At 71.1% G+C, this 19,309-nt stretch carries 18 protein-coding genes and 1 tRNA gene; 10 read left to right on the forward strand and 9 right to left on the reverse strand.

Going from position 1 to position 19,309, the window contains the following annotated elements; translation table 11 throughout:
• Positions 1 to 25 precede the first annotated feature (25 nt).
• The 3 genes from ABT300_RS10010 to ABT300_RS10020 are packed head-to-tail and all read left to right on the forward strand — an operon-like array spanning position 26 to position 2,010.
• Positions 26 to 502: an FtsB family cell division protein gene (locus ABT300_RS10010; RefSeq protein WP_351673793.1), complete on the forward strand. Its 477-nt coding sequence runs from the start codon at positions 26 to 28 to the stop codon at positions 500 to 502.
• A 36-nt stretch (positions 503 to 538) separates the two neighbouring features.
• Entirely contained in the window at positions 539 to 1,072 is a 534-nt protein-coding gene (locus ABT300_RS10015; protein WP_351673794.1) for a DUF501 domain-containing protein, read from the forward strand.
• A complete protein-coding gene (locus tag ABT300_RS10020; RefSeq protein WP_351673795.1) occupies positions 1,069 to 2,010 on the forward strand; it encodes a Ppx/GppA phosphatase family protein in 942 nt (313 codons plus the stop codon). Before ABT300_RS10015 ends, ABT300_RS10020 begins: the two co-directional genes overlap by 4 nt.
• Before the next feature lie 4 nt (positions 2,011 to 2,014).
• Here ABT300_RS10020 and ABT300_RS10025 read toward each other — a convergent pair whose 3' ends face one another.
• Positions 2,015 to 2,284: a type II toxin-antitoxin system RelE family toxin gene (locus ABT300_RS10025; RefSeq protein ID WP_351673796.1), complete on the reverse strand. Its 270-nt coding sequence runs from the start codon at positions 2,282 to 2,284 to the stop codon at positions 2,015 to 2,017.
• On the reverse strand, positions 2,281 to 2,553 hold the full coding sequence (locus ABT300_RS10030) for a type II toxin-antitoxin system Phd/YefM family antitoxin (RefSeq protein ID WP_351673797.1): 273 nt from the start codon (positions 2,551 to 2,553) through the stop codon (positions 2,281 to 2,283). The genes ABT300_RS10025 and ABT300_RS10030 overlap by 4 nt, the downstream gene beginning before the upstream one ends.
• Positions 2,554 to 3,100: 547 nt before the next feature.
• Between ABT300_RS10030 and ABT300_RS10035 the strand changes: the two genes are divergently transcribed.
• On the forward strand, positions 3,101 to 4,495 hold the full coding sequence (locus ABT300_RS10035; protein WP_351673798.1) for an NAD(P)/FAD-dependent oxidoreductase: 1,395 nt from the start codon (positions 3,101 to 3,103) through the stop codon (positions 4,493 to 4,495).
• A gap of 234 nt (positions 4,496 to 4,729) precedes the next feature.
• Positions 4,730 to 6,019 (forward strand): class I SAM-dependent methyltransferase, encoded by a 1,290-nt coding sequence (locus tag ABT300_RS10040; RefSeq protein ID WP_351673799.1) that lies wholly within the window; start codon positions 4,730 to 4,732, stop codon positions 6,017 to 6,019.
• A gap of 57 nt (positions 6,020 to 6,076) precedes the next feature.
• Here the strand turns inward: ABT300_RS10040 and ABT300_RS10045 are convergent, their stop codons facing one another.
• On the reverse strand, positions 6,077 to 8,605 hold the full coding sequence (locus tag ABT300_RS10045; protein ID WP_351673800.1) for an ABC transporter permease: 2,529 nt from the start codon (positions 8,603 to 8,605) through the stop codon (positions 6,077 to 6,079).
• A 54-nt stretch (positions 8,606 to 8,659) separates the two neighbouring features.
• Complete coding sequence (locus tag ABT300_RS10050) at positions 8,660 to 9,430, reverse strand: ABC transporter ATP-binding protein (RefSeq protein WP_351673801.1); 771 nt, start codon at positions 9,428 to 9,430, stop codon at positions 8,660 to 8,662.
• A 423-nt stretch (positions 9,431 to 9,853) separates the two neighbouring features.
• Between ABT300_RS10050 and ABT300_RS10055 the strand changes: the two genes are divergently transcribed.
• The 3 genes from ABT300_RS10055 (at position 9,854) to ABT300_RS10065 (ending at position 12,545) form a co-directional block, all read left to right on the forward strand.
• Positions 9,854 to 9,937, forward strand: a tRNA-Leu gene (locus ABT300_RS10055).
• Between the two features lie 329 nt (positions 9,938 to 10,266).
• On the forward strand, positions 10,267 to 11,442 hold the full coding sequence (locus ABT300_RS10060) for a 4-hydroxybenzoate 3-monooxygenase (protein WP_351673802.1): 1,176 nt from the start codon (positions 10,267 to 10,269) through the stop codon (positions 11,440 to 11,442).
• Positions 11,443 to 11,654: 212 nt separating this feature from the next.
• Positions 11,655 to 12,545 (forward strand): Bax inhibitor-1/YccA family protein, encoded by an 891-nt coding sequence (locus tag ABT300_RS10065; RefSeq protein WP_351673803.1) that lies wholly within the window; start codon positions 11,655 to 11,657, stop codon positions 12,543 to 12,545.
• Positions 12,546 to 12,649: 104 nt separating this feature from the next.
• Here the strand turns inward: ABT300_RS10065 and ABT300_RS10070 are convergent, their stop codons facing one another.
• Entirely contained in the window at positions 12,650 to 12,877 is a 228-nt protein-coding gene (locus ABT300_RS10070) for a DUF4287 domain-containing protein (protein WP_020128488.1), read from the reverse strand.
• Positions 12,878 to 12,980: 103 nt separating this feature from the next.
• On the opposite strand from ABT300_RS10070, the gene ABT300_RS10075 reads away from it, so the two are divergent.
• Positions 12,981 to 13,292 (forward strand): hypothetical protein, encoded by a 312-nt coding sequence (locus ABT300_RS10075; RefSeq protein WP_319190738.1) that lies wholly within the window; start codon positions 12,981 to 12,983, stop codon positions 13,290 to 13,292.
• 40 nt (positions 13,293 to 13,332) lie between these two features.
• Here ABT300_RS10075 and ABT300_RS10080 read toward each other — a convergent pair whose 3' ends face one another.
• The 3 genes from ABT300_RS10080 to ABT300_RS10090 form a co-directional block, all read right to left on the reverse strand.
• Positions 13,333 to 14,148: a hypothetical protein gene (locus ABT300_RS10080; protein ID WP_351673804.1), complete on the reverse strand. Its 816-nt coding sequence runs from the start codon at positions 14,146 to 14,148 to the stop codon at positions 13,333 to 13,335.
• A gap of 273 nt (positions 14,149 to 14,421) precedes the next feature.
• Complete coding sequence (locus tag ABT300_RS10085; RefSeq protein ID WP_351673805.1) at positions 14,422 to 15,642, reverse strand: acetyl-CoA C-acetyltransferase; 1,221 nt, start codon at positions 15,640 to 15,642, stop codon at positions 14,422 to 14,424.
• Between the two features lie 165 nt (positions 15,643 to 15,807).
• Complete coding sequence (locus tag ABT300_RS10090; protein WP_351673806.1) at positions 15,808 to 16,836, reverse strand: SGNH/GDSL hydrolase family protein; 1,029 nt, start codon at positions 16,834 to 16,836, stop codon at positions 15,808 to 15,810.
• 162 nt (positions 16,837 to 16,998) lie between these two features.
• Here ABT300_RS10090 and ABT300_RS10095 point away from each other — a divergent pair, with 162 nt between their 5' ends.
• Positions 16,999 to 18,387: a cystathionine beta-synthase gene (locus tag ABT300_RS10095; protein ID WP_351673807.1), complete on the forward strand. Its 1,389-nt coding sequence runs from the start codon at positions 16,999 to 17,001 to the stop codon at positions 18,385 to 18,387.
• A gap of 471 nt (positions 18,388 to 18,858) precedes the next feature.
• Here the strand turns inward: ABT300_RS10095 and ABT300_RS10100 are convergent, their stop codons facing one another.
• Positions 18,859 to 19,284: a hypothetical protein gene (locus ABT300_RS10100; protein ID WP_351673823.1), complete on the reverse strand. Its 426-nt coding sequence runs from the start codon at positions 19,282 to 19,284 to the stop codon at positions 18,859 to 18,861.
• Between the last annotated feature and the right edge of the window lie 25 nt (positions 19,285 to 19,309).

Genomic DNA, 19,309 nt, shown 5'->3' on the forward strand with positions numbered 1-19,309 from the left:
ACGTGGGAGACGGGAGGCGCAGCACATGGCCGTGAAGGACCGGGACCGTTTCTCCACCGCGACCAGGATCAAGCTGCTCGGCGAGCAGACCGCGGCCCGCGTGTACCGTTCGCAGACCAAGCGCCAGGCCCGCCGCTCCCGCCTCACCGGCCGCGCGGCCCTGCTGGCCATCGTCCTGTGCACGCTGATCGTGGCCCTGGCGTACCCGATGCGCCAGTACGTCTCCCAGCGCGCGGAGATCGCCGACCTGGAGCGTGAGAAGCAGCAGGCCGGCGAGCGCGTCGAGCAGCTGCGCGACCTCAAGGCGCGCTGGCAGGACGACGCGTACGCCGAGCAGCAGATCCGGCTGCGGCTGCACTACGTGCTGCCGGGGGAGACCGGTTACATCGTCGTCGACCCGGACGCCGCCAGGCAGTCGCGCGCCGACCTCGGGGCGGCCGACCGCCCCTGGTACTCCAATGTCTGGGACGGCGTCGACAAGTCCGACGCCTCCGACCACTGACTGACGACCGACCGACTGACCGATGGAAAGACAGGCATGCAGACGCCCCCGCCGACCACTTCGCGCACCGAGCCCACCGACGCGGACGTCGAGGCCTTCAAGCAGCAGCTCGGACGCCCGCCGCGCGGCCTGCGCGCGATCGCGCACCGCTGCCCGTGCGGTCAGCCGGACGTCGTCGAGACGGCCCCGCGGCTGCCCGACGGCACCCCCTTCCCGACGCTGTACTACCTGACGTGCCCGAAGGCCAACTCGGCGATCGGCACGCTGGAGGCGAACGGCGTGATGAAGGAGATGACGGAGCGGCTGCAGTCCGACCCCGAGCTCGCCGCCGCCTACCGGGCCGCGCACGAGGACTACGTCCGCCGGCGGGACGAGATCGAGGAGCTGCGGAACTTCCCCAGCGCGGGCGGCATGCCGGACCGGGTGAAGTGCCTGCACGTCCTGGTGGCGCACTCGCTGGCCGCGGGCCCGGGCGTGAACCCGCTCGGCGACGAGGCGCTGGAGATGCTCCCCGAGTGGTGGCGCAAGGGCGCCTGCGTGACCCTTCCGGCCGAGGGGGAGGCCCCGTGACCCGGGTCGCCGCCGTCGACTGCGGCACGAACTCCATCCGGCTGCTCGTCGCCGACGCGGACCCGGAGACCGGCGAACTCGTCGACCTGGACCGCCGGATGACGATCGTCCGGCTCGGCCAGGGCGTCGACCGCACCGGCCGGCTCGCCCCCGAGGCGCTGGAGCGGACGTTCGCCGCCTGCCGGGAGTACGCGGCGGCCGTCAAGGAACTCGGCGCGCAGCGGCTGCGGTTCGTCGCCACGTCCGCCTCCCGGGACGCCGAGAACCGGGAGGAGTTCGTGCGCGGGGTGCTGGACATCCTGGGCGTCGAGCCCGAGGTCATCACCGGCGAGCAGGAGGCCGAGTTCTCCTTCACCGGCGCCACGAAGGAGCTCACCGGCCGCGACGACCTGGCCCGGCCCTACCTGGTGGTGGACATCGGCGGCGGCTCCACGGAGTTCGTCGTCGGCGACGACCGGGTGCGCGCCGCCCGCTCGGTCGACGTCGGCTGCGTGCGGATGACCGAGCGGCACCTGGTCGTGGACGGGAAGGTCGCCGACCCGCCGTCCGAGGAGCAGATCGCGGCGATGCGCGCCGACATCGAGGCCGCCCTCGACCTCGCCGAGCGCACGGTCCCGCTGCGCGAGGCGCACACCCTGGTCGGCCTGGCCGGGTCGGTCACCACGGTCTCGGCGATCGCCCAGAAGCTGCCCGCGTACGACTCGGCGGCCATCCACCACTCGCGCGTCTCGCGCGAGGAGGTCGGCACGATCACGGGGCGGCTGCTGCGTTCCACCCACGCCGAGCGTGCGGCGATCGGCGCGATGCACCCGGGCCGGGTGGACGTGATCGGGGCGGGCGCGCTGGTGCTGCTGGCGATCATGGAGCGCACGGGCGCACAGGAGGTCGTCGTGAGCGAGCACGACATCCTCGACGGCATCGCCTGGTCGTTGGCCTGACCGCCTACAGGTTGCGGTATGCGTCCCGCCGGTCGCCCACCTTGACGACGAGAGCGACAAGTTCACCATCGTTGATCTGGTAGGCGACCCGGTGGCTTCCGACCCGGAGCCGGTAGAGCCCGGACGGGCCGGTGAGCTTCTTGACGTCGGCGTCCTGGCGGTACGGGTCGTCACCGAGTGCGGTCAGCGCGGTCAGGATGCGCATGGCGTCGGGCCGGCTGACGGCCCGGAGCTGCCGCTGCGCCGCAGTGGTGAACCGAAGGGCGTACTTCACGCCGCATCGCCGCCCTGCTCGGTGAACAGGTCCGCCAACAGTTCGGCCATCGTCACTGTGGGGCCGCCCTCGGCCAGCACCGCTTCGGCTTCGCGCGCCAGCATGACGTCGGCCGCTTCCTCCAGTGCCTCGAAGTCGGCGATCGGAACCACCGCTGCCACCGGAGCGCCGTTACGCGTGATGACGGTCGGAACGCCTTCCTCGGCCCGGTTGATGTGGTCGGCGAGGTGCGCGCGGGCTTCCCGCACGGTCACGGTGTTCTCAGTCATGAGATCAGTGTACGCGCATGTGTGTACACGCGGCCGTGTTCGGGGAATCGCGATCGTCGGCGATCCTCGACGGCGTCGCCCGGTCGGTCGCGTAGCGCTCGGCGGGGTCGTCGGGTGCACTCTGCTGAGCAGGCAGGATGCGCGGATGAGCAGTCCTGGGGGCCCTTCGGGGCCCCTTTGGCGTGTTCCCGCGACACCCCGCCGGGAAAGTTCGTGAAGTTCTTCACAAGGAATTCGGCCCTGTCGGAGGACGATCGTGTCCCGGTTGACCCTTCCGAGGGCCCAACCCCCGTGTGAACGTGTTCAAAAGAGGCGGACGCGGACGTCTCGCGACTGTCTCGCGAGGCGTTTCACAGGATGCTCACGGAGGCCTTCTGGAGTCGGAGAGGCAGCTCACGCGGCATTGACAACGCCATGCCCTACACGCAGGTTCCCGTTCTCCGCCATGATGTGGATCACGCGGGTCGCGGAGGATAGCACACACCCTCGGGAAGCTTGTGAAGGGGCGCACGAGCGACCCCCCCGAACCAGGTGGATACTCGATGGCATGAGCACCACGGAGCGTCCCAGGATCCTCGTAGTAGGCGGTGGGTACGTAGGCCTGTACGCAGCTCGGCGCATCCTCAAGAAGATGCGCTACGGCGAGGCGACCGTCACGGTCGTCGACCCCCGGTCGTACATGACCTACCAGCCCTTCCTCCCCGAAACCGCCGCCGGCAACATCTCCCCGCGCCACGTCGTCGTCCCGCTGCGACGAGTGCTGCCCAAGGCGGAGGTCCTCACCGGCCGGGTCACCACCATCGACCAGGACCGCAAGGTCGCCACGATCGCCCCGCTCGTCGGCGAGGCGTACGAGCTGCCCTTCGACTACCTGGTGATCGCGCTCGGCGCGGTCTCCCGCACCTTCCCGATCCCCGGCCTCGCCGAACAGGGCATCGGCATGAAGGGCGTCGAGGAGGCCATCGGCCTGCGCAACCACGTCCTCGAGCAGCTGGACAAGGCCGACTCCACGACCGACGAGGAGATCCGCCGCAAGGCGCTCACCTTCGTCTTCATCGGCGGCGGCTTCGCCGGTGCGGAGACCATCGGCGAGGTCGAGGACCTGGCCCGCGACGCGGCCAAGTACTACAAGACCGTGTCCCGCGAGGACATGCGCTTCATCCTGGTCGACGCCGCGGACAAGATCCTGCCCGAGGTCGGCCCCAAGCTCGGCCAGTACGGCAAGGCCCACCTGGAGAGCCGCGGCGTGGAGATCTACCTCTCCACCTCCATGGACTCCTGCGTCGACGGCCACGTCGTGCTGAAGAACGGCCTCGAGGTCGACTCCAACACCATCGTGTGGACCGCCGGCGTCAAGCCGAACCCGGTCCTGGCCCGCTACGGCCTGCCGCTCGGCCCCCGCGGTCACGTCGACACCGCCCCGACCCTCCAGGTCCAGGGCACCGACTACATCTGGGCCGCCGGCGACAACGCCCAGGTCCCCGACGTCGCCGCCCGCAAGGCCGGCGTCGAGAACGCCTGGTGCCCGCCGAACGCCCAGCACGCGCTGCGCCAGGCGAAGGTCCTCGGCGACAACGTGATCTCCGGCATGCGGGGCTTCCCGCAGAAGGACTACGCGCACTCCAACAAGGGCGCGGTGGCGGGTCTCGGCCTCCACAAGGGCGTCGCGATGATCGTCATGGGCAAGGTGAAGATCAAGCTCAAGGGCCGTCTCGCCTGGTACATGCACCGTGGCTACCACGGCATGGCGATGCCGACCTGGAACCGCAAGATCCGCGTCTTCGCCGACTGGACCCTCGGCATGTTCCTCAAGCGCGAGGTCGTGGCGCTGGGCGCGCTGGAGACCCCGCGCGAGGAGTTCTACGAGGCCGCCAAGCCGGCCCCGGTCGCCGCGAAGCCGGCCGCCGTGAAGACCGAGAACGAGAAGGCCAACGCCTCCTGACCTCGCGTCACCCGACCCCGGGCCCGTGGGCCCGAGGTCACTGAACACCCCCGAAGGGGCCGTCCGCCATCCGTGGTGCGGACGGCCCCTTCGGCATGCGGCGACCGTCCCCGGCGTGTGGCATGCGCACGTGTTTTGCCCGGTCGTGACGGCCGCGCGGGACTGGACTGCGCGTCCCGGCGTGTTTACGTGGTGACAGGACATTCCGGGATCACCGTCACGGAGGTGTGCATCATGGCTGACGCCGCGCCGCGGCTCCATGGGCTCGTCGAACAGTTGCTGGGGGCTCCGTTCCCGCTGCGCATCCGCGCCTGGGACGGTTCGCAGGCGGGCCCGCCCGGCGCCCCCGTCCTCGTCGCCCACCGCCGCAGAGCCCTGCGCCGTCTCCTGTTCAAGCCCGGCGAACTGGGCCTCGCCCGCGCCTGGGTGGCCGGCGACGTGGACATCGAGGGCGACCTGTACACCGCGGTCGACCTGCTGTCCGGCCTCGTCTGGGAGCGCGGAGAGGACGCCCGCACCCTCTCCCGGGCCCTGCGCGACCCCGGCTTCCGTGCGGCCGTCCGCGGCCTGCTGAGACTCGCCGGGCCCCCGCTGCCGCCCGCCCCGCCCCGGGAGGAGGTCCGCGGAGCGCGGCACCTGCACAGCCGGCGCTCCGACAGACGCGCCGTCAGCCACCACTACGACGTCGGCAACGACTTCTACGCGCTGGTCCTCGGCCCGTCCATGGTGTACTCGTGCGCCTACTGGGAGACCCCGGGCGGCGCCCTCGAGGACGCCCAGCGCGACAAGCTCGAACTCGTCTGCCGCAAACTCGCCCTGAGCCCCGGTCAGCGGCTTCTGGACGTCGGCTGCGGCTGGGGCTCGATGGCGGTCCACGCCGCCCGCGAGCACGGCGCGCACGTCGTCGGGATCACCCTCTCGCAGGAGCAGGCGGCCCACGCCCGCAAGCGGGTCGCCGAGGCCGGCCTCACCGACCGGGTCGAGATCCGCGTCCAGGACTACCGGGACGTCGCCGACGGCCCGTACGACGCCGTCTCCTCCATCGGCATGGCCGAGCACGTCGGCTCCGACCGGTACCTCGTGTACGCGCGCGCCCTGCACGCGCTGCTGCGGCCGGGCGGCCGACTGCTCAACCACCAGATCGCCCGCCGTCCGCAGCGCGACGAGTCGGCCTACGACGTGGACGCCTTCATCGACGCCTACGTCTTCCCGGACGGCGAGCTCGCCCCCCTCGGCGCCACCGTCGCCCAGCTCGAACGGGCCGGTCTCGAGGTCCGCGACGTCGAGTCGATCCGTGAGCACTACGCCCTCACCCTGCGTCGCTGGGTGACCCGTCTGGAGGACGACTGGGACCGGGCCGTCCATCTGGCCGGGCCCGGCCGCGCCCGCGTCTGGCGGCTCTACATGGCGGCCTCCGCGGTCGCCTTCGAACGCAACCGCATCGGCGTCAACCAGGTCCTGGCCGTCCGGACGCCGGAGTCCGGGGACTCCGGGCTGCCGCTGCGCGCCCGCACCTGGAACTGACGAGCACGCGGAAGGGCCCGGCGCCGTGGACACGACGCCGGGCCCGACCGCTGCCCCCTACTCGGACTTGATCGCCGTCAGCACGTTCAGCCGGGACGCCCGCCGGGCCGGCCAGAGCGCCGCCAGGATGCCCACCGCCGCCGCGAGCACCAGGAAGACCGCCATCCGGCCCCAGGGCAGGACGAGTTCGTAGGTCGGCATCTTCGCGCCGAGCAGCTCGCCCGCCGCCCAGCCGAAGAACACGCCGAGGCCGATGCCGAGCACCCCGCCGAAGAGCGAGATCACCAGCGACTCCAGCCGGACCATCCGCTTGACCGACCGGCGGTCCAGGCCGATGGCCCGCAGCATGCCGATCTCCTGGGAGCGCTCGAAGACGGACATGGCCAGGGTGTTGATCACGCCCAGCACCGCGACGACGACCGCCATCGCGAGCAGCCCGTAGAGCATGTTCAGCAGCAGCGTGAACATCTTCGCGATCTGGTCGGAGAGGTCCTGCTTGCTCTGGACCTTGATGGCCGGGTTGGAGCCGAGGGCCTTCTCCAGCCGGTCCTTGGCGCCGTCCGAGACGCCGCCGGACGTCTTGACCATGACCTGCATGTCGGCCGGGTCCTCGACGTGCGGCGTCAGCGCCGAGTTGTCGAGGAGGATGCCCCGGATCAGCTCGTTGCTCTCGTACACCCCGGCGACCGTCAGCCGCTGTTCCTTGCCGTCCTCGTAGTGCGCCGTGAAGACCGAACCGGCCTTCCAGCCCCGGTGCTTCGCGGTGCCCGCGTCCACGACGACCCGCGAGCCGCCCACCGTGAAGGCGCCGTCGTCCATCGGGAGGTCGGTGAGCTCGCCGAAGGCGGAGCCGGTGACGCCGGTGAGGTACTCGGTCTCGCCGTTGATGCGCGCGGGCGCGTTGCGCATCGGGCTGGTGGCGGTCACCCCGTCGACGGTCTTCAGCTTCGCGTCGACGTCCGGGGAGAGCTCGTTGCCGTTGGCCATCGACACGACGTAGTCGGCCTTGATCGCGGCGGAGGCCATCTTGTCGATGGACTTCTGCAGGCTGCCCGCCATCACCGTCATACCGGTGATCAGCGTCAGGCCGATCATCAGCGCGGACGCGGTGGCCGCCGTGCGGCGCGGGTTGCGCACCGAGTTCTGCCGGGCCAGCTTCCCGGACACCCCGAAGATCCGCAGGACCGGCGCGGAGGCCGCGATCAGCGGGCGGGACAGCAGCGGAGTGAGGATGAAGACGCCGATGATCAGCAGGACCGCGCCGAGGCCCATGGGAGCCTGGCCGTCGGAGCCGTCCATCGTCGTCGCGGTGAGGACGACGGCGACGCCCGCCGCCGAGAACAGCGCGCCCAGGGTGTTGCGCAGCACCAGCGACTTGGTGGTCGCGGCGGCGTGCACGCTGCTCATCGCGGCGACCGGCGGGATCTTCGCGGCCCGGCGCCCGGGCAGCCAGGCCGCCACCATGGTGATGACGACGCCGACGGCCATGGCGGTGGCGACCGTGCCGGGCGTGACGACGAGCGGGCCGTCGGGGACGGTCGCCCCGAGCGTCCCGAGCAGCGAGCGCAGCCCGGCGCCGATGCCGATGCCGGCGACGAGCCCGGTCACGCCCGCGACGGTGCCGACCACGAACGCCTCGATCAGCACGGACCGGGTGACCTGCCGGCGGGAGGCGCCGACGGCCCGCATGAGCGCGAGCTCCTTGGTGCGCTGGGCGACCAGCATCGTGAAGGTGTTGGCGATGATGAAGGTGCCGACGAACAGGGCGATGCCGGCGAAGACCAGCAGCCCCTGCTTCATTCCGCTCATCGACGCGGAGATCGCCTCGGCCTGGTCGTCGGCCAGTTGACGGCCGGTGGTGGTCTCCACCCGGTCCTTGGGCAGGGCGGCGTCCAGCGCGGACTTCAGCGCGCTCTGCGAGGTCCCGGCGGCCGCCCGGACGTCGATCTCGTCGTAGGCGCCGGGCTTGCCGAACAGCGTCTGCGCGCTCGCCGTGTCGAACAGGGCGAGGCTGCCGCCGGCGGCGACGTTGCCGTCGTCGGTGGTGAAGACGCCGACGATCTTCGGGGTGAGGACGGGACCGTCCACCGAGATCCGCACGGTGTCACCGACCTCGTATCCGGCCCGATCCGCGGTCCGCGAGTCGATGAGGACCTCGTTCCTGCCGCTCGGGGCGTGCCCGGAGACGAGCGGGTACCGGGCGTCCTTCTCGCCCCAGTAGTTGCCGCCCTGCGACTGGAAGCCGCCGCCGACGAGCTTGCCGTCCTTGTCGGCGATGGCGGTGAAGCCGTTGACGACGCCGATCGCGGACTTCGCGCCCGGGACCTTCGCGCTCTGCTCCAGCAGCTCCCGGGTCAGATCGGGCGTCTTGACGATGCGGTCGCCGACGTCCGGCTGGGACTCGGCGGTGATGGCGACGTCGACCTGGTCGAAGCCCTTGGCGGAGCTGTTCTGGAGGGCGTTGGACAGGGTGTTGGTGAAGACCAGGGTCCCCGACACGAAGGCCACGCCGAGCATCACGGCGAGCACGGTCATCAGGAGCCGGGCCTTGTGCGCGAGGACGTTGCGCAAGGCGGTACGGAACATGGGCGGTGTCTTCTCAGTCCTGCTCGTCGGCGAGCGGTCGGTCCCGGTCGGGGATCAGCTGGTGCGGCCCTTGGCGTCGAAGCGCTTCATACGGTCGAGCACCGACTCGGCGGTCGGGCCGTGCACCTCGTCGACGATCCGTCCGTCCGCGAGGAAGACGACCCGGTCCGCGTAGGCCGCGGCCACCGGGTCGTGGGTCACCATCACCACGGTCTGTCCCAGCTCCCGCACGGAGTTGCGCAGGAAGCCCAGCACCTCGGCGCCGGAGCGCGAGTCGAGGTTGCCGGTCGGCTCGTCGCCGAAGATGATCTCGGGTCGGGAGGCCAGGGCGCGGGCGACGGCGACTCGCTGCTGCTGACCGCCGGAGAGCTGAGAGGGCCGGTGGCCGAGCCGGTCGGCGAGGCCGACCATGGCGATGACCTTTTCCAGCCACTCCTTGTCCGGCTTGCGGCCCGCGATGTCCATCGGGAGCGTGATGTTCTCCTTGGCGGTCAGCGTCGGCAGCAGGTTGAACGCCTGGAAGATGAACCCGATCTTGTCCCGGCGGAGCTTGGTGAGCTGCTTGTCCTTCAGCGAGCCGAGTTCGGTGTCGCCGATGCGCACGGAGCCGGAGGAGAAGGTGTCGAGACCGGCCACGCAGTGCATCAGGGTGGACTTGCCGGAGCCGGACGGCCCCATGATCGCGGTGAACTCGGCCTGCCGGAAGTCGACCGACACCCGGTCCAGGGCGACCACCTGGGTCTCGCCCTGTCCGTAGATCTTCGACAGGTCCGTGGCGCGCGCGGCCACGGCGGTGGTCCGCTCGGCGAGGGGGCTGGTGGTCACGGGAAACGGGCTCCTGACGGGACGGTGGGATCTTCCGGGGACGTGAACCATCGTCCCGGCCGTCCGTCGCCGTGTAGTCAGCCGCTGTTCCGGTTCTGAGGGCAGACTCGGGATGGACCGGGGGCCGGGAGTGTCATACCTGGGGATGACCCTGTGCCCCGAGAAGCGGTCCCGCGGACGGGCGGTCAGGCCCGACGAGATGTCAAGAACCGGTGGAGCAACCTCGTCCGGACGGTGAAATTCCGTCATTCCGCATACGCAAGCGGTTTCCGCGCGCCACGCTACTGGCAAGTGCTGATGGCCGGCGCCGTGTACTGATGCACCCTCAGACATCAATAAAATAAGACAACATGAGGTCTGCTCGTCCGCTGTTCGGGGGACGGATCCCGATAGGGTCGGAAGCTCCAGCGGAGCCTTGGGCCTGCCCAGATGGTGGAATGCAGACACGGCGAGCTTAAACCTCGCTGCCCCTACGTGGGCGTGCCGGTTCAAGTCCGGCTCTGGGCACTTCCGTGGTCACCCTGTGTGACGCTTGGAGACGACGAGTTGCGAAGGGGGTCGCCGGCCACCGCCGGCCGGCCCCTGATGCACGTCCGGCTCCCTCTTTCCCTCCCCCGGGCGCCCGGCCCGCACGCCCGCGTCCGCGTCCCGTCCGCCGCGAGCGGGCCGGGCGCTCCGACCGTTGACACCCGGAACGCGGGAGCGCAGACTCGGACCAGGATCGTTGGGTGAAGAAATTTTCACTGTGCGAACAACAAGCGTCGGCCGTCGCGGGCCCACCCGGGGTGCCGCGGCCCGGCGCCAGCCCCCGTCCCGTCCTCGAAGGGAAACGCCCGATGCGCACGACCGTCGGCATCGTCGGCGCCGGCCCCGCCGGCCTCCTCCTCGCCCGTCTGCTGCACAACGCCGGCGTCGACTCGGTCGTGCTGGAGAGCCGCGACCGCGCCTACGTCGAGCAGCGCCAGCGCGCCGGGATCCTGGAACAGGGCACGGTGGACGTGCTGCGCGCGGCTGGCGCCGGGGAGCGCATGGACCGGGAGGGCCTGCAACACGACGGCATAGAGCTGCGGTTCGACCGCCGCCGTCACCGCGTCGACTTCCCCGCGCTCACCGGCGGCCGGTCGGTGACCGTCTACGCCCAGACCGAGGTGTGCAAGGACCTCATCGCCCTCCAGCTCAAGGAGGGCGGCCCGCTGCTGTTCGAGGCGGAGGCCCTGGCCGTGGAGGACGCCGACACCGACCGCCCCCGCGTCCGCTTCCGCCACCAGGGCGTCGAGGACGTCCTGGAGTGCGACTACGTCGTCGGCTGCGACGGCTTCTGGGGCGTCGCCCGCAAGGCCGTCCCCGCCGAACTGAGCCGCACCTTCGAACGGTCCTACCCGTTCGGCTGGCTCGGCGTCCTCGCCGACGTGCCGCCCTCCCACGACGAGCTGGTCTACGCCCGCCACGACCGCGGGTTCGCGCTGCTGTCCATGCGCTCCCCGACCGTCTCGCGGCTCTATCTCCAGGTGCCCGAGGGCACGGACGCCGAGTCGTGGAGCGACGAGGAGATCTGGGACGAGCTGGAGCGGCGGTTCGCCACCGACGACGGCTGGCGGCTGGAGCGCGGCCCGATCACCCAGAAGTCGGTCACCCCGATGCGCTCCTACGTCCACGAGCCCATGCGGCACGGCCGGCTCTTCCTCGCCGGCGACGCGGCCCACATCGTGCCGCCCACCGGGGCGAAGGGCCTCAACCTGGCCGTCGGGGACGTGGTCACCTTCGCCCGGGCGCTGACGAGCCTGCGGGAGACGGGGTCGAGCGCGTTGCTGGACGCCTACTCCGCGACCTGTCTGCGGCGCGTGTGGCAGGCCGAGCGGTTCTCCTACGACATGACGACCCTGCTCCACCCGGCCCCGGACGCGGACCCCTTCGAGGGCCGCCTCCAGCTCGCCCGTCTCGAGCGGATCGCCTCCTCCCGGGCCGCCGAGACCGATCTCGCCGAGGGGTACACCGGCTTCTCGTTCGAATGACCGAACACCGCGGCCCGTCCGGTCTCCGTGCGATACCGGGCATGTCGCGGCTTGGTCATGATCGGGGACCTTCCGTGCCGGGAATCACGACGGGACGTAGCGTGTTGCGCAGCAACAAGAGGGAAAGATCCTCCCCAAGCACTAGGGTCAATCCTTTGCCTACCCATTACCCTTGAGCTCAAGGCCGCGCAGTGCGGCCATGGAGGAGTGCAATGAGGAGCAGAAACCCGGTCTTCTCGCGACGGGGGTTCAGCCGCGACAACGGCTACGCGGGCTTCAACGCCGCGCCGCAGGCCGGGGGACCCGCAGTCGGCACGCAGCAGGGCAACCCGTACGCCCAGCCGGCCGGCAACCCGTACGCGCAGAACCCGTACGCCCAGCAGGGGCTGCAGGGCGCCCCGCCGCAGGCCCCGGCCGCCACCGGCCGCATGACGATGGACGACGTCGTCGCGCGTACCGCGACCACGCTCGGCACCGTGGTCGTCACGGCGATCCTGTCGTGGCTGCTGCTGCCCGTCGACGACGCCAACATCGGCAAGTCGTACGGCATCGCCATCGGCGCCGGTCTGGTCGCGATGGTGCTCGCGCTGGTCCAGTCGTTCAAGCGGCGTCCGTCGCCCGCGCTGATCCTGTCGTACGCCGCGTTCGAGGGCGTCTTCCTCGGCGTGATCTCCAGCGCGGTCTCCACCTACATCGCGGACGGCGTCGTCGCCCAGGCGGTGCTCGGCACCATGGCGGTCTTCGCCGGCGTGCTCGTGGCCTACAAGGCCGGCTGGATCCGCGTCAACCGTCGCTTCTACGGCTTCGTGATGGCCGCCGCGATCGGTTTCGTCCTGCTGATGATGGTGAACCTGCTGTTCGCGGTCTTCGGCGGCGGTGACGGCCTCGGCTTCCGCAGCGGCGGCCTGGGCATCGTGTTCGGCATCATCGGCATCATTCTCGGCGCCTGCTTCCTCGCCCTGGACTTCAAGCAGGTCGAGGACGGCGTGGCCTACGGCGCCCCGCGCGAGGAGGCCTGGCTGGCCGCCTTCGGCCTCACGATGACGCTGGTGTGGATCTACATGGAGTTCCTGCGACTCCTGTCCATCCTCAACAGCGACTGAGCGAAGAGCCGGCCGACGGCGCGTGAGCGCCGGCGCACCACGGCGAGAAGGGCCCCGGGATCGAGATCCCGGGGCCCTTCTCCGTGTCGCGTGTCGCGTGCGCGCTAGAGCAGTTTGCGCGCGGCCCTCCTCAGGTCGTACTCGTGGATGATCGCCTTGGCGTGGCCGTACGCGAGGTTGTGCTCGGCGCGCAGCCAGCTGACCTTCTCCTCGAAGCGGAGAGCGGGGCCTTCGTCGACGGTGCGCAGCCAGTCGGCGACTTCACGACCGGTGCAATGGGGGATGCGGGCGAGAATGTTGCGGTGGGTCTCCTCGGAGAGGACATGGGACATCGGCGCCTCCGGTAGCAAAGGGGATGTAAGCCGGTCCTCAGGTCACCGTGCCTGACTGTTCGCCCGTTGGCAACAGTCCCGCTGCGACGCGTAGTCTCGCGGCGTGGCTGATACGACGTCCCTGACCCGTGCGGTGGATCACTTCGCCGATCGTCTTCGCGCCGCCCCGCAGAGCCGACTGCAGCGAGGCGCGGCCGCCGAGGCGCTGGCCCTGGCCAGGGAGCTGGCCCGGCGGACCCAGCTCATCGAGGAGCCCGGGACGCCGCTGCGGGAGATGCCCGACGCCGGCATGTTCGCCGCCGCCGACCAGATCACCGTCGCCGTGCACGACCTGGCCCTCGTGCTCACGGACGAGGGCCAGGTCGACGAGGCTGTGGAGTTGGTGGCGCAGGCGCAGAAGCGGGCGGGCGTGTGACGCCGGGGGAGCCGATCGTGCCGGTCACGGCAGAGGACGCTCAGAGGCTCGCTATGACGCGGTCCGCCAGGATGTAGACGTTGTCGCCGCCGCACTGGAACGTCAGGGTGTAGGCGCCCGAGATGCCCGACCCGCCCAGCAGGAACGGCGTCTGGCCGGCGGTCAGCGCCGCGGAGAGCCGTTCGGCCGTCTCACGGTGGCCCGGGGTCATGCAGAGCGTGGTGCCGTCGGCGAAGACGTAGACGTCGAGCGTGCCGAGCGGGCCCGGCCGGACGTCGGTGAGCTCGATCTGCGACGAGGCCAGCTCCTCGAGGGCGGCGACCGTGCGCTCGTGGTCGTTCACGACCGGTGACTGCACCGGCACGAAGTCGGGGTGGGACGGGTGCCGGCGGCGGGCCGCGGCCAGTTCGGGGGACTCCCCGGCGAGTTCTCCGGCCAGTTCCCCGGCGAACTCGTCGGCGTCCGCGGCCGACTCGGCGACGGGCTCCAGGCCCAGCAGGTCGGCCTGACGGGGCAGGAACAGCTCGCTGTCCGGCAGGCCCAGCAGCGACGGGGCGTCGGAGGCGTCACGCGCCTCCTGGGCGGCCCAGAACGCGCGCGCCTCGGCGAGCTCCCGCTCCCGCTCCTCGGCGAGCGCCTCGGCGACCGCGGCGCGTATCTCGGCCGCGTCGGCGGTGGTGCGGGCAGCCGGGACGAAGCCGCGAAGGTCCGCCGCGGCGTCCTCGGCGTTTCTGGCGAGCTGGAGGTGCAGGGCGGCGACCTGTCGGCGCAACTGCATGAGGGTGCGCAGGACGGCGACGCCCACGGCGCCCGTGGCGGCCGTGGTGACCAGCAAGGCGATCGGCATGGCGCTCACTGACGTACTCCCGGTTTCAAGTCGACCCCCGACTTCCTACATCAGCTTGAAGGGCGGACTATCCAGCTGTCAGTGCGTAACGTCACGAAACGGGCAGGACTTTGGTCCTCCGGTTTACTGCCGAAAGGCGCTGAGCTGGGTGAACCCCTCCGGGGAGGGAGATAGGTCACATCCTGGGGGAGATTGGATCACAGAATGGCCCGGAGTCCGGGTGCTTTCCGGACTCCGGGCCATTTCGTCACAGCAGGTGCTGTAGCGGTCACTCAGGGGCGCTCAGCTGAGGCGCTCGACGACCATCGCCATGCCCTGGCCGCCGCCGACGCACATGGTCTCCAGACCGAACTGCTTGTCGTGGAACTGCAGGGAGTTGATCAGCGTGCCGGTGATGCGGGCGCCCGTCATGCCGAAGGGGTGGCCGACGGCGATGGCGCCGCCGTTGACGTTCAGCTTGTCGAGGTCGATGCCCAGGTCGCGGTAGGACGGGATCACCTGGGCGGCGAACGCCTCGTTGATCTCGACCAGGTCGATGTCGTCGATGGTGAGGCCGGCCCGGCGCAGGGCCTGGTTGCTCGCGTCGACCGGGCCGAGGCCCATGATCTCGGGGGACAGGCCCGAGACGCCGGTGGAGACGATGCGGGCGAGCGGGGTGAGCCCGAGCTCGCGGGCCTTGGTGTCGCTCATGATCACGACCGCGGCGGCGCCGTCGTTGAGCGGGCAGCAGTTGCCGGCGGTGACCATGCCGTCGGGGCGGAACACCGGCTTCAGGCCCTGGACGCCCTCGAGGGTGACGCCGGCGCGCGGACCGTCGTCCTTGGAGACGACCGAGCCGTCGGGCAGCGTCACCGGGGTGATCTCGCGCTCCCAGAAGCCGTTCTTCAGGGCTTCCTCGGCGAGGTTCTGCGAGCGGACGCCGAACTCGTCCATGTCCTGGCGGGTCACGCCCTTCACGCGGGCGAGGTTCTCGGCGGTCTGCCCCATGGCGATGTAGGCGTCCGGGACGAGGCCGTCCTCGCGCGGGTCGTGCCAGGTGGTGCCCTCCTGGGCCGCGACGGCCGCGGTGCGGGCCTCGGCCTCGGCGAAGAACGGGTTGCGGGTGTCCGGAAGGCTGTCGGAGTTGCCCTTGGCGAACCGGGAGACCATCTCGACGCCCGCCGAGATGAAGACGTCGCCCTCGCCGGCCTTGATGGCGTGCAGCGCCATCCGGCTCGTCTGCAGGGAGGAGGAGCAGTAGCGGGTGATCGTGCAGCCGGGGAGGTGGTCCATCCCCATCTGCACGGCCACGATCCGGCCGAGGTTGTTGCCCTGCTCGCCGCCGGGCAGACCGCAGCCGAGCATCAGGTCGTCGATGTCCCGCGGGTCCAGCTCGGGGACCTTGGCGAGGGCCGCCTGGATGATCGTGGCGGTGAGGTCGTCCGGGCGCAGGTCCTTCAGGGAGCCCTTGAAAGCGCGGCCGATGGGCGAGCGGGCGGTCGAGACGATGACGGCTTCGGGCATCACGGCTCCATTGGCGAGGTTCTTACGGGGACGGCTTCCTGGGAAGTTACCCGTACGTATGGGCTGGGTCACGAGGACGGCGGTGTGACCCTGGCCGCAATTTACTAAGCGCTTGCTTTTGCCTCTGGCGGCAGGGCGGGAATCGTGCGCGCGGGAACCGTGCGGTCAGGCGCTCGTCGGGGAGGACGGCTCCGATTCCGACACCCGCCGACGGCGACGGCGCTTGAGGAGGGCCCAGGGGCCCCGGGGGCCCGTCGGCATCGCGGCCGTCACCTCAGTGCCGGGCTCCGAGGCCGCTTCCGCCGCCGCCCGGGCGACCGGCAGGAACCCCTCGTGACGGGAGGCGTCCGGGCGCTCCTCGTCGGCCGGCCAGAGGCCGAGGGCCGCGCAGACCGTGGGAAGGACCGCCATCGCCGCCGTCGCGTACCCCTCCGCCGACGGGTGGTAGTGGTCGGGTCCGAACAGCTCGCGCGGGTTCGCCTCGAACTCGGGGCCGAGCAGGTCGCCCAGCGACACCGTGCGGCCGCCCTGTTCGACCGTGCCGATCGTCTGGGCCGCCGCCAGCTGGCGGGAGGCCCGGCGGGCCAGCCACCGCAGGGGCTGCTGGACCGGCTCGATCGTGCCCAGGTCGGGGCAGGTGCCGACGACGACCTCCGCGCCGGCCGTGCGCAGCCGCCGCACCGCCGCGGCCAGATGCCGCACCGAGCGCGTCGGAGGCATCCGGTGGGTGACGTCGTTCGCGCCGATCATGATCACGCAGACGTCGGGCGCCCCGTCGGCGTCCGACAGGACCAGCGCGACCTGCCGGTCCAGGTCGTCGGACTGGGCCCCCGGCAGCGCCACGTTGCGCAGCTCCACGGGACGCTCGGCGACCGCCGCCAGCCCGGAGGCCAGCAGGGCGCCCGGCGTCTGACCGGAGCGGTGCACGCCCTGGCCCGCCGCCGTGGAGTCGCCCAGCATCGTCAGCCGCAGGGGCTCCCTGCCGGGCCCGGGGGCGTCATAGGCGACGCCGTAACGGCCGTCCGCCTGCGGGACGTGCGGATGCGCCCCGTTGTTCACCTGACGCCGCGCCAGGTGCATCTCGGCCAGCACCAGGCCCGCCGCCGCCGCGCCGGCCAGCCCGAGTCCGCCGCCGCCGTAGGCCGCGCCGGCCGCGATGCGCCGGGCCACTCTCGCCCTCGACATGCTCGTCATGCCTCGACGCCACCTCCTCGTGTCCGTACACCCACTCCTTGCCCCGTACGGACGGTCGCCCAATCTCGACCAGGAGTGAACTATGCCGCTTCGGTCAGAGCTCGACCCGTACTCTGGCGTAACCACTACGACCACAGTTTTTGCAAGCAACCGGAGACAACGGTGCAATTCCACGACTCGATGATCAGCCTCGTCGGCAACACCCCGCTGGTGAAGCTCAACAGCGTGACCAAGGGCATCCAGGCCACCGTCCTGGCCAAGGTGGAGTACTTCAACCCGGGCGGCTCCGTGAAGGACCGCATCGCCCTGCGCATGATCGAGGCCGCCGAGAAGAGCGGGGAGCTGAAGCCCGGCGGCACGATCGTCGAGCCGACCAGCGGCAACACCGGCGTCGGGCTCGCCATCGTGGCCCAGCAGAAGGGGTACCACTGCATCTTCGTGTGCCCCGACAAGGTGTCCACCGACAAGATCAACGTGCTGCGGGCCTACGGGGCCGAGGTCGTCGTCTGCCCGACCGCCGTGGATCCCGAGCACCCGGACTCCTACTACAACGTCTCCGACCGGCTGGTGCGCGAGACGCCGGGCGCGTGGAAGCCGGACCAGTACTCCAACGCGAACAACCCGCTCTCCCACTACCACTCCACCGGCCCCGAGCTGTGGGAGCAGACCGAGGGGCGGATCACCCACTTCGTGGCGGGCGTCGGCACGGGCGGCACCATCTCGGGCACCGGCCGCTATCTGAAGGACGCCAGCGAAGGCCGGGTCCAGGTCGTCGGCGCCGACCCGGAGGGGTCCGTGTACTCCGGCGGGTCCGGACGGCCGTACCTCGTCGAGGGCGTCGGTGAGGACTTCTGGCCGACCGCCTACGACCGGACCGTCGCCGACGAGATCGTCGCGGTGTCCGACAAGGACTCCTTCCAGATGACCCGGCGGCTCGCGAAGGAGGAGGGCCTGCTGGTCGGCGGCTCCTGCGGGATGGCCGTGGTCGCCGCGCTGCGGGTCGCCGAGCGGCTCGGCCCGGACGACGTCGTGGTCGTGCTCCTGCCCGACAGCGGCCGCGGCTACCTCAGCAAGATCTTCAACGACGAGTGGATGGCCGACTACGGCTTCCTCGAGGACGAGGGCCCGAGCGCCCGCGTCGCCGACGTCCTCAACGACAAGGTGCACGGCGCCATCCCGTCCCTCGTCCACATGCACCCGGACGAGACCGTCGGCGAGGCCATCGAGGTGCTGCGCGAGTACGGCGTCTCGCAGATGCCGATCGTGAAGCCGGGCGCGGGCCACCCCGACGTCATGGCCGCCGAGGTCGTCGGATCGGTCGTGGAACGGGAACTGCTCGACGCCCTGTTCACCCAGCGGGCCTCCCTCGGCGACCCCCTGGAGAAGCACATGTCCGCGCCCCTGCCGCAGGTCGGCTCCGGCGAGCCGGTCGGCGATCTGATGTCCGTGCTCGGCACCGCCGACGCGGCGATCGTCCTCGTCGAGGGCAAGCCCACCGGGGTCGTCAGCCGCCAGGACCTGCTGGCCTTCCTGGCCAAGGGCGGAAAGTGACGTCTGCGTGACGGGGGCCGCGACCGCAGGGAAACCTGCGGTGAACGGCCCCTTCTGGCGCTGAATCTCCGTTTTCCCACCGAAGCGGTGGACTTCGCGGAAGTGGTACGCGCGCGTCACGTCCACGCAGCACCCGGTTAACACGCGTCCGGCATCTTGGTGGATGTCGGCAGGGAGCGGCTCCCCGGTCGACACCGAAACGGCGTCACGGACCTCCGGAGCGGCTCCCGGACCTTCCACAGACGCCATGGACGCGGCGACCCGGCCTGACCCGGCCCGCGTCCCTCGCGGGGACCGCCGTCGTCCCGCCCCCCGGCAACGGGGGTGCGGCGGTCCCCGCGCACAGCTCTTGGCCGTCGTCCTCCCCGCGCGCTGCCGTCCCTGCGCACGGCCTTCGCCTCACGTTCTTCCCCCGCACGCGCTCGGCGTCCCCGCATGCCTTCGGCCTGAGGACGCGCCTCGTGGGGCTGCTCACTCCTCCCAGTCGCCGTCCTTCGAGGAGCGGCGCCGGCCGGCGAAGAGAGCGGGATTGCTGCGGGCGGCCTGGACCACGTTGACGCCGACGATGCCCACCCAGGAGACGATCAGGCCCGGCAGGCCCTCGACGCCCACGCCGATCGCGGACAGCGGGACCGCCAGCACCAGCGTGACGATGCCGAAGCCGAAGCGCTCGCCCCACGAGTCCGTCGACTTCGGCGAGCGGGAGTCGCGGGCCGCGGCCATCTGCTGCTCCGCGAACTGCCTCCGCACCCGGCGCTCCACCGCGCCGTCGATGCGCTGGTCGACCTTCTCCAGGAACGAGTCCACCAGCGCGGACTCGTACTCCTCGCCGAGTTCCCTGCGGGTCTGCAGGGTGGCGTCCAGGTCCTTCTTCAGGTCCGTGTCCCGCGCTTCCATGGTGGTCTCCCGTCCCGTCATGGGC

The sequence above is a fragment of the Streptomyces sp. NPDC001027 genome (genome assembly GCF_040299045.1).
Classification (GTDB): domain Bacteria; phylum Actinomycetota; class Actinomycetes; order Streptomycetales; family Streptomycetaceae; genus Streptomyces.